The sequence below is a fragment of the Corynebacterium limaceinasi genome, from assembly GCF_046717465.1.
Classification (GTDB): Bacteria; Actinomycetota; Actinomycetes; order Mycobacteriales; family Mycobacteriaceae; genus Corynebacterium.
Genome location: NZ_CP177100.1, coordinates 309,501 through 322,659, shown reverse-complemented (window position 1 = coordinate 322,659; position 13,159 = coordinate 309,501). Strand labels below are relative to the sequence as shown.

At 61.8% G+C, this 13,159-nt stretch carries 16 protein-coding genes and 1 pseudogene; 9 read left to right on the top strand and 8 right to left on the bottom strand.

Features of this window, described 5'->3' with window-relative positions; translation table 11 throughout:
* The first annotated feature begins 4 nt into the window (after nucleotides 1-4).
* Entirely contained in the window at nucleotides 5-262 is a 258-nt protein-coding gene (locus ACLI1Q_RS01625) for an integrase core domain-containing protein (protein ID WP_370658813.1), read from the top strand.
* Nucleotides 263-353: 91 nt separating this feature from the next.
* Nucleotides 354-518, top strand: a pseudogene (locus ACLI1Q_RS01620) (IS110 family transposase); the annotation flags it as partial.
* Nucleotides 519-583: 65 nt separating this feature from the next.
* Here the strand turns inward: ACLI1Q_RS01620 and ACLI1Q_RS01615 are convergent.
* From ACLI1Q_RS01615 to ACLI1Q_RS01605, 3 genes are read right to left on the bottom strand one after another with little or no spacing between them, the layout of a single operon-like run.
* Entirely contained in the window at nucleotides 584-1,348 is a 765-nt protein-coding gene (locus tag ACLI1Q_RS01615; RefSeq protein WP_239268784.1) for an ABC transporter ATP-binding protein, read from the bottom strand.
* Nucleotides 1,341-2,219, bottom strand: a complete 879-nt coding sequence (locus tag ACLI1Q_RS01610; protein WP_239268786.1) for an ABC transporter permease — start codon at nucleotides 2,217-2,219, stop codon at nucleotides 1,341-1,343. The genes ACLI1Q_RS01615 and ACLI1Q_RS01610 overlap by 8 nt, the downstream gene beginning before the upstream one ends.
* 13 nt (nucleotides 2,220-2,232) lie before the next feature.
* On the bottom strand, nucleotides 2,233-3,402 hold the full coding sequence (locus tag ACLI1Q_RS01605; protein WP_239268788.1) for an ABC transporter substrate-binding protein: 1,170 nt from the start codon (nucleotides 3,400-3,402) through the stop codon (nucleotides 2,233-2,235).
* A gap of 227 nt (nucleotides 3,403-3,629) precedes the next feature.
* Here ACLI1Q_RS01605 and ACLI1Q_RS01600 point away from each other — a divergent pair, with 227 nt between their 5' ends.
* On the top strand, nucleotides 3,630-4,175 hold the full coding sequence (locus ACLI1Q_RS01600; RefSeq protein WP_239268790.1) for an OsmC family protein: 546 nt from the start codon (nucleotides 3,630-3,632) through the stop codon (nucleotides 4,173-4,175).
* Nucleotides 4,176-4,238: 63 nt separating this feature from the next.
* On the opposite strand, the gene ACLI1Q_RS01595 is transcribed toward ACLI1Q_RS01600, so the two are convergent.
* Nucleotides 4,239-5,249, bottom strand: coding sequence for an o-succinylbenzoate synthase (locus tag ACLI1Q_RS01595; protein ID WP_411697040.1), 1,011 nt, complete (start codon nucleotides 5,247-5,249; stop codon nucleotides 4,239-4,241).
* Between the two features lie 105 nt (nucleotides 5,250-5,354).
* Between ACLI1Q_RS01595 and ACLI1Q_RS01590 the strand changes: the two genes are divergently transcribed.
* The 5 genes from ACLI1Q_RS01590 to ACLI1Q_RS01570 all read left to right on the top strand — a co-directional run bounded on the left by ACLI1Q_RS01590 (nucleotide 5,355) and on the right by ACLI1Q_RS01570 (nucleotide 9,431).
* Nucleotides 5,355-5,816 (top strand): DIP1984 family protein, encoded by a 462-nt coding sequence (locus tag ACLI1Q_RS01590; protein WP_239268794.1) that lies wholly within the window; start codon nucleotides 5,355-5,357, stop codon nucleotides 5,814-5,816.
* Nucleotides 5,817-6,117: 301 nt separating this feature from the next.
* The gene (locus ACLI1Q_RS01585; protein WP_239268796.1) at nucleotides 6,118-7,086 is read left to right on the top strand and encodes a 1,4-dihydroxy-2-naphthoyl-CoA synthase; all 969 of its coding nucleotides are present in this window, start codon (nucleotides 6,118-6,120) and stop codon (nucleotides 7,084-7,086) included.
* A 15-nt stretch (nucleotides 7,087-7,101) separates the two neighbouring features.
* A complete protein-coding gene (locus ACLI1Q_RS01580) occupies nucleotides 7,102-7,242 on the top strand; it encodes a hypothetical protein (RefSeq protein WP_023025121.1) in 141 nt (46 codons plus the stop codon).
* 66 nt (nucleotides 7,243-7,308) lie between these two features.
* Nucleotides 7,309-8,445: an o-succinylbenzoate--CoA ligase gene (menE, locus tag ACLI1Q_RS01575; protein WP_239268798.1), complete on the top strand. Its 1,137-nt coding sequence runs from the start codon at nucleotides 7,309-7,311 to the stop codon at nucleotides 8,443-8,445.
* Between the two features lie 80 nt (nucleotides 8,446-8,525).
* Nucleotides 8,526-9,431, top strand: a complete 906-nt coding sequence (locus ACLI1Q_RS01570) for a 1,4-dihydroxy-2-naphthoate polyprenyltransferase (RefSeq protein WP_239268800.1) — start codon at nucleotides 8,526-8,528, stop codon at nucleotides 9,429-9,431.
* Nucleotides 9,432-9,452: 21 nt separating this feature from the next.
* On the opposite strand, the gene ACLI1Q_RS01565 is transcribed toward ACLI1Q_RS01570, so the two are convergent.
* Nucleotides 9,453-9,776 (bottom strand): DUF4229 domain-containing protein, encoded by a 324-nt coding sequence (locus tag ACLI1Q_RS01565; protein WP_239268802.1) that lies wholly within the window; start codon nucleotides 9,774-9,776, stop codon nucleotides 9,453-9,455.
* 38 nt (nucleotides 9,777-9,814) lie between these two features.
* Here ACLI1Q_RS01565 and ACLI1Q_RS01560 point away from each other — a divergent pair, with 38 nt between their 5' ends.
* Nucleotides 9,815-10,090 (top strand): hypothetical protein, encoded by a 276-nt coding sequence (locus ACLI1Q_RS01560; protein WP_239268804.1) that lies wholly within the window; start codon nucleotides 9,815-9,817, stop codon nucleotides 10,088-10,090.
* Here ACLI1Q_RS01560 and ACLI1Q_RS01555 read toward each other — a convergent pair.
* From ACLI1Q_RS01555 to ACLI1Q_RS01545, 3 genes are all read right to left on the bottom strand, one after another.
* On the bottom strand, nucleotides 10,087-10,344 hold the full coding sequence (locus tag ACLI1Q_RS01555; RefSeq protein WP_239268805.1) for a helix-turn-helix domain-containing protein: 258 nt from the start codon (nucleotides 10,342-10,344) through the stop codon (nucleotides 10,087-10,089). The genes ACLI1Q_RS01560 and ACLI1Q_RS01555 overlap by 4 nt on opposite strands.
* Complete coding sequence (gene ccsB, locus ACLI1Q_RS01550; protein WP_239268806.1) at nucleotides 10,345-11,442, bottom strand: c-type cytochrome biogenesis protein CcsB; 1,098 nt, start codon at nucleotides 11,440-11,442, stop codon at nucleotides 10,345-10,347. It lies immediately after the preceding gene.
* An 82-nt stretch (nucleotides 11,443-11,524) separates the two neighbouring features.
* Nucleotides 11,525-13,156 carry a cytochrome c biogenesis protein ResB gene (locus ACLI1Q_RS01545; RefSeq protein ID WP_239268808.1) on the bottom strand — a complete coding sequence of 544 codons (1,632 nt, stop codon included), beginning with the start codon at nucleotides 13,154-13,156 and terminating at the stop codon, nucleotides 11,525-11,527.
* Nucleotides 13,157-13,159 lie beyond the last annotated feature (3 nt).

Sequence of the window (13,159 nt, the reverse complement as noted above, 5' to 3'; positions counted from 1 at the left end):
CCAGATTTTCCCATCTACTCAAACGGAACAAAACCTGGGACACTTCACACAAGCATTTAGAAACTACTGCTCATCGTTAGGTGTACGCCAGTCCATGGGCGCGGTTGGAACGAGTGCCGATAATGCCCTGGCAGAATCATTTAACGCCACCTTAAAGCGGGAAGTACTGCGTGATAGGAAACTCTTTGAAAGTCCAATCAGCTGCCGCCAGGAAGTCTTTCGGTGGTGCATGGGCTACAACACCCGAAGGCGCCACTCCTGATGCAATCTTGTAGCTCCTGATGTCTTTGAAGCCGAGACTTCAGCTACACTAATTAAAGCAGCACAGCTACCCCGACGTGTCCACATTTCGGGGTCAGGCCCTTATGTCGAATTCGCCCAATCGGGCTGGCAACAAAAAATTAAAGAACGCCCTATAGCAATCGTCTTTTGCATCGATCAGATTCCACGAGCGTTCCCGGCAATTCTATGAACGAAAACGCAAAGAAGGCAAAAGACTCAACGCCGCAGCAACCTAAAGTCAACACACCCCCAACAAGCCCACCCACGAAGTTGACAACCTATATAGGAACATCCTCTCGCTCTAGCCGTTTTCGAGCAGCCCAAGGAGCCGTTCGCGCAGCTCATTTTTGCGCTCCACCACCGCGGAGTCATCGCTACCGCTGCGCGGGCGGGGCAAGCCCACTTCAATGTCCTCGATGATGGTGGCCTCTGGCCCCGGCGACATGACCACAATGCGATCCGAGAGCAATACTGCCTCATCCACGTCGTGGGTGACCATGACCACCGTGCGGCGGTTTTCTTCCCACACATTCAACAGCAGCGACTGCAGCTGGCGGCGGGTAAGCGCATCCAACGCGCCGAAGGGTTCATCGAGCAATAAGATATCCGAGCCGATGGCGAAGGCGCGCGCCAAACCGACGCGCTGCTGCATGCCTCCGGATAACCGCGACGGGCGCCGGTCGGCCGCATGGCCCAAGCTGACCTCGTCGAGGAAGTCCTGCGCAATCTTGGTGCGCTCTGCCTTCGACAGCTCCGGGCGGGCCGATCGCAGTCCGAATTCGATATTCCCGCGCGCCGTCATCCAGGGCAGGAGCGCGTGATTTTGAAATACCACGCCGCGGTCTGGACCTGGGCCGGTCACGGCCTCGCCTCGCGCGCGCACCTCGCCGGTAGAGGGAAATGCGAGGCCCGCGATCATATTCAGCATGGTGGATTTGCCGGAGCCCGATGGCCCCAGCAGGGATACGAACTCGCCCTCCCCAATGGATACCGAGGTATCCCCAATGATCTTGGTTGGGCCGTAGCTTTTGGTAATACCAGCAAATTCGATATGGGCTTTAGTCATAGCGCACCACTTTCTGCAGGGAGGCAACGAGGTAATCCAGGGCCAATCCGATGACACCAATAAGCACGATGACCACGACGATGGCGTCAATATCGAGGCGGTTCCACATATTCCAGACAAAGAAACCGACGCCTTGGCCGCCGACGAGCATTTCCGCAGCCACGATGACTAACCAGGCGGTCGATAGCGATTGCCGCATGCCGGTGATAATCCCTGGCAGCGCAGCCGGCCCGACGATGTAGAGGAGCTGTTGCATCCGGTTCGTGCCGAGCGTGGCCGCTAGGTTCTTATACGTGGGGTGAATCCCGCGGACCGCCTCGATGGTATTGAGCAGCGTCGGCCACAAGGCGGAGAGGATGATGACGAAGACGGCGGTATTTTCGGCATCGCGAAGCAGCGCCAGGCCTAGTGGCAGCCATGCCAGCGGGGAGACGGGGCGCAGGATCTGGACAAAGGGATCCGTCGCGCGGCGGAAGGTTGCAGAAGAGCCCAGCCAAAAGCCCAGCGGAATGGCTATCACCATGGCGATGGCAAAGCCAATGAGCACGCGGCGCAAGGAGGCGACCATATGCCAAAGAATGCCCACTGAGGCCGGCCCATCCCGGTAGAAGGGATCCGAAAGAATCTCTACGGCCCTATCCCAGGTGTGCGCGGGAGTGGGGGCGATATCGGAAAGCCAGCCCGCAGCCGCGACCGCCTGCCAGAGGGCGATGAAGGCAATGAAAAGCGCAATACCCAGGCCCATTGCCTTCCACGGGCTCTCCCGCCGCTTCTTCCGGCTGGCGGTGCGGCCCGAATGGGGCGCTGCTGTGTGAGTGTCAGTGGAGTGCGCTGTACTGGTGCTAGCGCTGTCATTTTTTACTGTGGTCATAAGGCAAGAGTCCTTAACGCTGGTATCCGGCGGTGGGGTGCAGGGGATCGAAGCTATGGCCGTTGATTTTCACCGGGTCCGTGGTGAGATCGGCTTCGCGCGGTAAGACGGATTTCGTGACATCTAGCAACGCTTGGTCATCCATCCGCATCGCGCTTCCGCCCAGATCCCAGCGGGCCATTTGGGTGCCCATCCACGTAATTGCGGTGGCGGAGGTGCGGCCGCCAAACTTGATCATCTGTGGATCCACCGTGTCCTTGCCGTCCCAAGTGGTGTAGTTTCCGGCGAGCGCCCGCGAAATCAGCTCTTCCTTCTGGTTCAGGTACTTCTCCTTAGCCAGCATGGACGCCGATTCATGGACGTGGTCTGGGCTATCGACGTACTGCGCGCCTTCCTGCAGCGCCGCGACGACGCGGTCGCGCACGCCCCGGTCCACTTCCTTCGCCACGGCAACCGAGCAGCACGGGTGGTTGTCCCACATCTGGCGGGTGGGAACAAAGGCGCGGCCCGAGCCGGTAGTCAGGGCGCACTGGTTGAAGGGCTCTGGGCCAATGAAGCCGTCGATGGTGCCGACCGAAAGTTGCGCCACCATATCGGCCGGGCGCAATAGGCGCAGCTCCACATCGGAAACTGGGTCGACCCCGCCGGCCACGAGATAATCGCGCAGCAAGAGGGCATGCACGGAGTACTCAAAGGGAATTCCCAGCACCATGCCCTTCAGGTCCGCTGGCCGCGACACGGTATCCAGGTGAGAGGTGGACAAGGTCAGTGCCTGCCCGTTGGTGTTTTGCGTAAAGGCTAACTCGGTGGGCCGGGAGGCGTTGGTGGCACCGGCATCAATGGCTAGCGGCATGGGCGAGAGCATGTGCGCTACGTCTAAGGCGCCGGTGGCATAGGCGGTCCAGAGATCTGCCCACCCCGCGAATTTGCGCAGCTCAACGTTGAGGCCCTGCTTTGCGAAGGCGCCCAGGCCATCGGCGGCGACCAGCGGGGACGCGCACGCGATGGGCACGAATCCGATGGTGAGGGTTTCCCCGCCCTGCCCGGATGTCCCGGACTGGGCATTGTCCTCCTGCCGCGGCGAGGAACACGCAGAGAGGACCTGCGAGCCCACTGCTACCCCGCCCATTGCTACTGCGCTGCGCAGTATCTGCCGTCGCGACAGCTTCCGATTGTGAACCATGCGTTCTTTCTTCACTAGACCAAGTGGTTTGTTCAGAACGAACCTAGGCCGGGCGCACTACGGTGTCAATTTCTAAATTCACAGGTCAGCAAATGCGGTGCACACATTTATATTCACTCTAGACCTGGCATTCTCTACAAAATAGACCCCTTGTTCTAGATTTATATTTGCCTTCGCGTTACCATGGCGCCATCAGTTAATAAACATCTGATACAAGGAGCAATTTAATGTCTGATCTCACCCCAAACCACAACGAAGGCGACGCTCTCGAGCCCATCGACGGCGAGAAGCTCAACGACCTAGCACAGAAGAACATCGACAACCCTGAGGGTGCCAAGAAGCACGTCCGCACCCACACCGAGGCTGACGGTTTCTTCCGCAATAACACCACCGTGCGCGACCACACCATCAAGGTGGGCGAGCCTTTGCCGCTGCTTGGCGATGACTCCGCACCCAACCCCACCGAGGTCGCTCAGGCCGGTCTTGGCGCCTGCATCAACGTTGGCATCCAGGCCATCGCTCAGCACCGCGGCGTTACCCTGACCAAGCTGGAGCTCGACATCGTTGGCGACATCGACCTCTCCCCAACCTGGGGCGTTGGTGACTTGGGCGAGGACAAGCGCCCGGGCGTTTCCGACGTCAACGTTAAGGTCAATATCGACGGCGACGCCGACAAGGAGACCCTGCAGAAGATCGTGGACGACGCCATCAAGTGGTCCCCGGTTGTTAATACCTACACCCGCCCGGCCAACCTCACCCACGAGTTGGTCTAAGGTTTAGATAGATAAAAGCGCCTGGCAAGTGCCAGGCGCTTTTTCTTATGCTTTTAGGCGCAACTACAGGTGCTGCCACGATTCCCGGAGGCGCTCGAACCACCACTCGCGGCGGTCGGCCGGCGCGGCTAGGTCGGACAGGCGGTCCGGTTCTGGGGCGAGGATCTCGGCGCGCAGGTGCCCGTCGTGTAGCTGGCGTGGCGCGGTGACGTCTTCCTCAAAAAGGCTGCCCGTGGCCAGGCCCGCTGCGGCCGGGGTAACGTCGATGTCCTCGTCATCATAGATTTGCGGCAACGCCGCCACCGCCGCCAAGCCCATATTGATGCCGATGGAGGTATCCAGCGCCGAGGCCACTGTAATATCCATGTGCCGTTCGCGCAGGTGCTGTGCCACCTCGAGGACGCGGCGCACCCCGCCCAGCGGTGCAGGTTTAACCACTGCTACATCGGCCGCCTGCAGATCCGCCACGCGGTATGGATCCTCAACCTTGCGAATGGATTCATCCGCGGCCACGCGCACAAAAAGCCCGTTGCGCATGAGCTGCCTGCGCACCTCCACCAGTTCTTCCGCGCTCGCGCAGGGTTGCTCCATATAGTCCAGCGGCATGAGTGCCTGGGCGGCCTCTACCGCTTCGGCCACACTCCAGCCGCCATTGGCATCCACGCGCAGCACCGGGATACCCCCCCGGGCGCTGACGTGCTCGCGAACGGCGTGGACGCGCGCAATGTCATCGGCAAGCGTCTGGCCTTTCTCCGCCACCTTGATCTTGAACGTCCGGCAGCCGGGGTAGCGATCCACAATCGCGGGTACCTCGCTGGCGGGAACGGCGGGAATGGTGGCGTTGACCTCTACCCACTCTCGGACTGGCTCCGGAAATCCCTCGTAAGCGGCCTCCAACCCGGCGCGCAGCCACGCGGCCGATTCCGCGGGCCCGTATTCCAGGAACGGCGCAAATTCACCCCAACCGGCTGGCCCATCAATAAGCAACGCCTCTCGCGTGGTGATGCCGCGAAACTTCACGGCCAGCGGGAGGGAGACTACGTGGGCGCGGTCGAGAACGTCATCGATGTTCATAGGCTCATGGTAGCTGGCACGCCGCTCGCGCTGCGGACCACAACCCATTGACCCCAGCCCCCACCCCGGCTACGTTGGTTCCTACCTACCCCTGAAGGAGGAACCATGTTACTGGCAGAGGCATTAGCAGAGCGCGCCCAGGCGCAGGACCGGCTCAATGAGCTGCGCGAGCGTCTACTTTCCGTCGTACGCGTGCAGGAGGGCGATACCCCGGACGAGGATCCGGCCGAGCTTTTGCGCGAGTTGGAGGGCATTACCGGGCGCATCGATAAGCTCGTGCAGGCCATCAATGCCACGAACGTGGCCACGGATTTTGATGGCGAGAAGAACCTGATGCAGGCCCTTGCGCTTCGCGATGGCCTCGTGCGCACCCGCCGCATCTACCACGACCTCGCCCAAGCCGCGGGCGCGCGGCAGGACCGCTATTCCCGCGCGGAGATTAAGTTTGTGGCCACGCTGCCGGTAGCAGAGCTGCGCAAGCGGGTCGATGACCTGTCCAAGCAGTTCCGGGAGCTTGATACCCGCATCCAGCAGTTGAACTGGAATACGGAACTGATAACTCCATAGCGAAGCTTTAGTCATGCCACGCCGCGCGCGTGGCGGTAGCCTTTACGCACATGCAGCGAGTATGCCCCCGCCTTCGAGGGGAAATTCGAGGACATGTAGGCACCCTTTGGCGTTAAAGGGTTGAGGGAGTTCGAGTCTTCCCACAGTATTGATGACCGCGCCAGCATAGGGTACACGGGTACATTGCGGGATAACCCCTCGCAGTTATTGAGTATCGATTATTACCAGCATGCTGGGCAGTGCGTAGAGGTGAGGGTTGGGAATGGGGACTAAACTTTTCGCGCCCACTATGCTGGGCGCTATGAGCGAGCAGAAGAAATACAGCACCGAAAATCCGTTCCGCGAGGAATTGTGGCGCCCGGTTGAGGGCTTTGGGGATCTCACGGACGTCACCTACCACCGCCTGGCGGCGGACGGCCGGAAGAATGGCATCGTGCGCATCGCCATCGACAGGCCCGAGGTGCGCAATGCCTTCCGGCCACACACCGTAGATGAGCTGTATCGCACCTTGGATCACGCCCGCCGCACCCCGGATGTGGGCACGATCTTGCTTACTGGCAATGGGCCCTCGCAAAAGGATGGCGGCTGGGCGTTTTGTTCCGGCGGTGACCAGCGCATTCGCGGCCGGTCGGGGTATCGCTACGCCACCGAGCACGCCCACGATGATGCGACGGCGGATGAATCCAGCGTCGACGAGGCCCGCGCCAAGGTCGAAGGCGGCCGCCTGCACATCCTGGAGGTCCAACGGCTTATCCGCACCATGCCCAAGGTGGTTATCGCCGTGGTCAATGGGTGGGCCGCCGGCGGCGGGCACTCGCTGCACGTGGTCTGCGATATGACCGTGGCCTCCCGCCAGGAGGCGCGCTTTAAGCAGACGGATGCGGACGTCGGATCCTTCGATGCGGGCTATGGCTCGGCCTACCTGGCCAAGATGGTGGGCCAGAAATTCGCCCGCGAGATCTTCTTTTTGGGCCGCACCTACGATGCCCAGCGCATGTATGAGATGGGCGCGGTCAATGAGGTCGCAGACCACGGCGAGCTCGAGGACACCGCCATCCGCATGGGCCAGGAAATCAATATGAAATCCCCCACCGCCCAGCGCATGCTGAAATTCGCATTCAACCTTACCGATGATGGCCTGATGGGCCAGCAGGTCTTCGCCGGCGAGGCCACCCGCCTGGCTTATATGACCGATGAGGCCGTCGAGGGCAAGCAGTCCTTCCTGGACAAGCGCGAGCCTAACTGGGACGAATTCCCCTATTACTACTAAGGAGTGCCCCGCACCGTGCTCATCGCATTTTGTATCCTGCTTGCGATCCTCGCCGTCGGGGGCGTTCTCGGCTCGCGCGTGTGGATGCTGCGCCGCATTAAAGAAGCCGAGGCCAATAACGAGCGGCCCTTTGATCAAGAGGACACGTACCGCTGATTCCCGCATCGACTCACCCCGGCCGCAACCGGGCTTTGTCCCGCCGTAGCCTTAAGATCTACTGCCGTGACTATCCTCGCCCCCTTGCCCGTTGATCCGCATGACCCCGCGGCCATCCTGCCGGACCTCGAATCAGCCATTGCCGGTAGGTCCTGCTTTTTGCCGCTGCCGCTTGCCGATGCCACCCGCGCCACCCTCCTGCGCAATTCCCAACGCGCCGGCGAGCCCATCGCCGCGGACATCGCGCTCGTGGTCTCCACCTCAGGGTCCACCGGCACCCCAAAGGGCGCTCAACTAACGCCGGCCAACCTGGTCGCCAGCGCCGATGCCACCCACCAGGTCCTCGGTGGCCCTGGGCAATGGCTCTTGGCGATGCCCGCCCACCACATCGCCGGCATCCAAGTCCTCGTCCGTTCCCTGGTGGCCGGGGTGGATCCGCTCTGCCTCGATCTCAGCGCAGGCTTTAATATCTCCGCCTTCGCCCGCGCCGCCGCGGAGCTCTCCCGCACCGGTGATCGCACCTACACCGCGCTGACCCCGCTGCAACTGGCCAAGGCCATGGATACACCGGAAGGTATCGACGCGCTCCAGAGTTTCGATGCCATCTTGGTGGGCGGGGCCGCCATCCACCCGCGCCTGCACGCCGCGGCCACGGAGCGGGGCATCACTATCACCACCACCTACGGTTCCTCCGAAACCGCCGGCGGCTGCGTCTACGATGGCCGCCCCCTGCCCGGGACGACCGCCCGCGTCCAAGACGGCCGCATCCTACTCGGCGGGCCCACCATCGCGCAGGGCTACCGCAACGCCCCAAGCCACGAGGCGTTTCCCGGAAACGGGTGGTTTGCCACTTCCGATGCCGGCGTCATCGAAGATGGCATCCTCACCGTAACCGGACGCCTCGATAATGTCATCGACTCCGGTGGGCTCAAGCTGCACCCAGAGGTCTTGGAACGCGAGATCCTCCGCGTGCCGGGTGTTGAGGAGGCGTGTGTCGTCGGTATCCCGCACCCGCGGCTGGGCCAGGCCATCGTGGCCGCCTATACCGGTAATGCCGAGCTTGGCGATATCTTCGAAGCCCTCGAAGACGCCGAACTTCCCCGCTGGCAGCTGCCTAAGGACTTAAAGCGCCTCGCGGACTTTCCCACCACCGGCCCCGGCAAGATCGACCGCCAGGCCGTTGCCGCCCTCTTTAGCGCCTAACCTCCACCGCGGGCCCCGGCCTCGACTCCGGCCTCGGCCCCGGCTTCCTGATTGCTAAACGCTGCCAGCCCAGTGGCACAATGGTGGCTATGACTTCATCAGCCGGTAATTATTCCGCTACCGCACAGGATTGGATCAATGGCGCCCGCCCGCATACGTGGGCTAATGCCTTCGCACCCGTTATCGCCGGTACGGGCGCGGCCTTCGGCATTAATAGCGGGCATATCGGCCGCGCGGTGCTCGCGCTCATCGTGGCGTGGGCGCTTATCATCGGCGTGAACTTTGCCAATGACCATTCCGATGGTATCCGCGGTACCGATGATGACCGCACCGGCCCGCAGCGCCTGACCGGCAGCGGGCTTGCGCAGCCGCGCCACGTGAAATACGCCGCCTTTGGCTGCTTTGCCGTCGCCGGTCTGGCCGGAATCTTCCTGTCGCTGGCCGCTGGTGCCTGGTGGCTCATCCTCATCGGTGCGCTGTGCATCGCCGGCGCGTGGTTTTATACCGGCGGCAAGAACCCCTACGGCTACCGCGGCCTGGGCGAGGTCGCCGTCTTTATATTCTTCGGCCTCGTCGCCGTGCTCGGCACCGAATTTACCCAAGCCGGTCGCATTTCTTGGACGGGCCTGGCCCTCGCCATCGGCATCGGCGCCATGAGCTCCGGGGTGAACCTGGCCAATAATATCCGCGATATTCCCTCCGATGCCGAGGCCGGCAAGATCACCCTCGCGGTGCGGCTGGGCAATAAGAACGCCCGCCTGCTCTTTACCGGCCTGCTGCTGTTGCCCTTCATACTCACCATCGCGGTCGCCTTTGGCAGCTGGCTCGCGCTCGCAGGCCTGGTCTACTTCCCGTTTGCACTCCGCGCGGTGCGCACCGTCAACCGCGGCGCCACCGGACCCCAGCTCATCCCCGTGCTAGGGCTGACCGGGCGCGCCATGCTCATCTGGGCAGTCATCGAGGCCATCGCCGTCGCCCTCGTCTAGTCAAGGGCCAGGCTTGCGCGCCTAGGCCTCCGCGCGGCCTTCCAATTCGGCTTGCACCCAGCGCTTGTGCGCCTTGCGCTGCGCGGAGTATTCCGCCAGCGTCTGCGTGGCCTCGATGCGCCAGTTTTTAAACATCAGCATCGATAGCGGCAGGGCAACAAAGAGCGCCAGGAGCGCTGCCATGAGGACGGGGATGGGGAAACCAATCGCTACCGCCAGCAGCTCAATGACCGCGGTGAGCGCGATAAAAAGCACCACGCGCGCGAGCCCGTATTTCCAAAGCGCCTTGCGGGAGCGACGGCGCAGTTCGGGGTCCGGTTTCGGTGGCTCAGGGTTGTGCGTCATGGGGGTCGATTGTACGCCGTACAGGTAGAATAATCTGCATGGGTCGACTAATCCTCCTACTGCTTTTTGTCCTCGCCGCCTACCTGGTGTGGAAGGCCTTTGGGCCATCATCCTGGAAGTCCCGCCAGGTTGAAGAACAACCGCGTTCCATCAAGGGCCCCGATGATGACGAGGAGTTCCTGTGGAACCTGGAAAAGGAGCGCTTCAAGCAGCGCCGCAAACAGGAGGTCGAGGAAGAAAAACGCCGCCAGCGCCGCACTCGCGACGCCGACGGCAACAATGGTTCAAAGGGCCAAGAAGACAACCAGGATTAATCCTTTGGCACGAACCGCATCTCCAAGCCCAGCGCTTCTGCCACGGCGGTAACCTTTTCCCACCGCACGCCTGCCCCACCGTGTTCGATGGTGTGGAGGGTGGAGCGGGAGATGTGGGCGGCATCGGCAAGCTGCTGCTGGACGATGCCCAACTCACGCCGCCGCTGCGCAATCTGCGCGCCCAAGCCCAGGATGAGCTCGTTATCGCCGGCGGGCTTTCCCTGCTTATTGCGCGGGCTATGGTTGGTGGCCATTTAGTTCAGCCCCGCATAGGAGTGCAGGCCGGAGACCACCATATTGATGAAGAAGAGGTTGAATACCATCGCCGCCATGGCCAAAACGTTGATCCACGGCGCCGCCTTGCGGAAGGCCGGGGTGGCGCGCGCATGCAGGTAGGCCGCATAAAGAATCCAGGTGGCAAAGGACATGGTTTCCTTCGGATCCCAGCCCCAGAAGCGACCCCACGCGGATTCGGCCCAGATGGCACCCAAGATGATGCCTAGGCCCAGGGTGGGCAGGGTGATAACGGCCAAGCGGTACGCCAAGCGGTCAATCTTGGCCGCGGATGGCAGCGGATAAGCCAGAGCACCAAAAATGCCACGCTCCGCGTTCTTTGGCTGCCACTGGCGCAACAGGGTCAATAGCGAGATGATACCGGAAATGATGCCGATGGACGCGCCCAAGGACACCACCGTGACGTGAATGGGCAGCCAGTGCGATTGCAGGGCCGGCACCACAGGTGCGGACTCCGCATACAGCTTGGTAGACCCGTAAAACATCAGCGCCAGCACTGGGGTAAGGATCCACGGCCAGACCGTGCGCCATTCCTTGCGCTGCATGGCGATATTGCCCACCAAGAGCACGCCGAAGGACACCATCAACACGTACTCGTAAAGGTTGCCAAACGGGAAACGCCCCGTGGCCAGCCCGCGCAGCACGATAGCCGCGGCGTGCAGGGCAATGCCCACCCACATCAGCGAGCTGGTCATGCCGCCAAGCTTATCCAGCTTGCGTTCCTTGTCCGCGACTTCTTCCTCGCTCAAGGTTGCAGCCGCAGACGACGCCTCAGCCTCGTAGTCGGTGCCGACATCCGTTGCGCCCGTGCCGGTTGCAGCGTCAGCACCGGTATCGCCGCCGCCAGCTCCGGCGGCGGGAGCAGCCGCGGCACCAGCCTCGGCTCCAGCGCCGACCAATACCTTGGACGCCTCCGAGCGGTTGACGCGGTGCGCCTCGATAAGGCTGCGTATGCGGCCGTAGTACAACAGCGACATAAGAAGCGCGACGCAGTACACCACGAATGCGGTCTGCACCGCGAGATCCGAGAAGTTCGACAGATTCTGATCGATCTGCAAGGGAGTCCACCTAGCCTTCACACGTGCGGGATGATGCTGATTACCTTACTCATGCACACAGCGGGATCCAACTATAGTTGGATTACTCATCAGTATAGAGTTTGTCTTCTTCCACCTCATCTGGATCCGGAAGCTCCAAGAGCGCGCGGTGCAGCTCATGGAATTCCTCGGACCAGCCGGCGCGGTCGGTGCGGGCGAGACCACCCATCTCAATGGTGGTGCCGCCGGCGGAATCCGGCCGCAGGCGAATATAGACGCGGCGGCGCTTAATCATCAACGAGGCCACCAGGGATACCAACATGATTAGCGCGGATGCCAGCACCCACTTCTGGAATGGGTCATAGGAGACCTGATAATTGGCAAACTCGTTGGCGCCGTTGAAGGTGATCTTGGTGCCATCGTCAAGCGTGACGTCATCGCCTTGGCTCAGGTTCACGCGGTCGATCTTCTGCAGCTGCCCGGAGTGTACGAGGCTTGAATCCAGCGAAAAGAGCGACTGCGGCGTACCGGTATCGAGGCCAGCATCGCCGCGGTAAATATCGACCGCCAGCGCCGGATCATTCAGGCCCGGGTGAGAGGACTGCAAAAGCTTGCCGTTCTCACCGCTCCACTCGGCCGTTGGGGCGAAGAGGCCCTGGATGGCCAGCTGGTTTTGGCGGCGCTCGAAAAGATCCGGGTACATGCCCGCCGGCGGGTCAAAGCGCAGCACGCCCGAAGACAGGAAGAAGGTCGTGTCAGTGGGCTGGAATTGAATGGTCTGCGTGCGCTTTTCACCATCCGGCCACTCCACGGTCACCGTCGGCGCATAGCCGTGGCCCTGCAGGTAGACGCGGTTTTGTGCCAGGCGCAGCGGGTGGTTGACCTTGAGCTCGTAGTCCTTCCATTCGGAAGGATCCTTATAAATATCGTCGCCTTCCGCATAAGAGACATTGGAGGTAAACATCTCCGCCTGGCCATTGGGCAGGTACTTCGCGGTGAAGTCGTGCGCGGTCATGCAGAAGGGGTGGAGCCCGGTGCCATCGAAAAGCGGCCCTGCCCGGAAGGAGTCAAAGTTCGAGGTGGAGGTATTACAGAACTCCGTGGACTGCTCCAGCGAGGTATTGCCGCCCTGCGAGCCGGATTCCGTAACCACGATGACCTGGCCCTCGTAGTTGACCAGGCGGCCGGCGGCCACGGTGACCAAGATCGCCACCAGGGCGACGTGGAAAATGAGGTTGGCCAGCTCGCGGCCGTAGCCGCGCTCAGCGGAAAAGGCGTGCACCCCGGCGCGGTCCTCATTCGGGGTGTATTCTGCCACGCGCCACTTTTTCAGGCGCTTGTGGATCTCCGCGCTGAGTTCTTCCTCGCTCTTATCCGAATGCCCCTCGGCGCTTAGCGGCAGGCGGTGCAGGTACTTCGGCGCGCGCGTGGGCTGTGTGCGCCACGCCTTGTAGTGATCGATCGAGCGCGGAATGATGCAGCCAATGAGCGAGACCGCCAACAGCAGGAAGATGGCTTGGAACCAGATGGAGGAAAAGACATCAAAAAGCTGCAGCTTATCGTAGATTTCCGCCACGGTGCCATTGGATTCGATGAACTCCTGCACGTTCTGCTCGTTCAGATCGCGCTGCGGCAAGAGGGAGCCGGGGATGGCGGCGAGCGCCAGCAGGAAAAGCAGGGCCAGCGCGGTGCGCATGCTGGTAAGCCAGCGCCAGGCTTTGCGGATATATTTCACGTT

Excerpts from the sequence above, each read along its gene's own strand:
- ACLI1Q_RS01615 (WP_239268784.1), bottom strand. The coding sequence starts at position 1,348 with ATGACTAAAGCCCATATCGAATTTGCTGGTATTACCAAAAGCTACGGC.
- ACLI1Q_RS01610 (WP_239268786.1), bottom strand. The coding sequence starts at position 2,219 with ATGACCACAGTAAAAAATGACAGCGCTAGCACCAGTACAGCGCACTCC.
- ACLI1Q_RS01605 (WP_239268788.1), bottom strand. The coding sequence starts at position 3,402 with ATGGTTCACAATCGGAAGCTGTCGCGACGGCAGATACTGCGCAGCGCA.
- ACLI1Q_RS01600 (WP_239268790.1), top strand. The coding sequence starts at position 3,630 with ATGTCTGATCTCACCCCAAACCACAACGAAGGCGACGCTCTCGAGCCC.
- ACLI1Q_RS01595 (WP_411697040.1), bottom strand. The coding sequence starts at position 5,249 with ATGAACATCGATGACGTTCTCGACCGCGCCCACGTAGTCTCCCTCCCG.
- ACLI1Q_RS01590 (WP_239268794.1), top strand. The coding sequence starts at position 5,355 with ATGTTACTGGCAGAGGCATTAGCAGAGCGCGCCCAGGCGCAGGACCGG.
- ACLI1Q_RS01585 (WP_239268796.1), top strand. The coding sequence starts at position 6,118 with ATGAGCGAGCAGAAGAAATACAGCACCGAAAATCCGTTCCGCGAGGAA.
- ACLI1Q_RS01570 (WP_239268800.1), top strand. The coding sequence starts at position 8,526 with ATGGTGGCTATGACTTCATCAGCCGGTAATTATTCCGCTACCGCACAG.
- ACLI1Q_RS01565 (WP_239268802.1), bottom strand. The coding sequence starts at position 9,776 with ATGACGCACAACCCTGAGCCACCGAAACCGGACCCCGAACTGCGCCGT.
- ACLI1Q_RS01560 (WP_239268804.1), top strand. The coding sequence starts at position 9,815 with ATGGGTCGACTAATCCTCCTACTGCTTTTTGTCCTCGCCGCCTACCTG.
- ACLI1Q_RS01555 (WP_239268805.1), bottom strand. The coding sequence starts at position 10,344 with ATGGCCACCAACCATAGCCCGCGCAATAAGCAGGGAAAGCCCGCCGGC.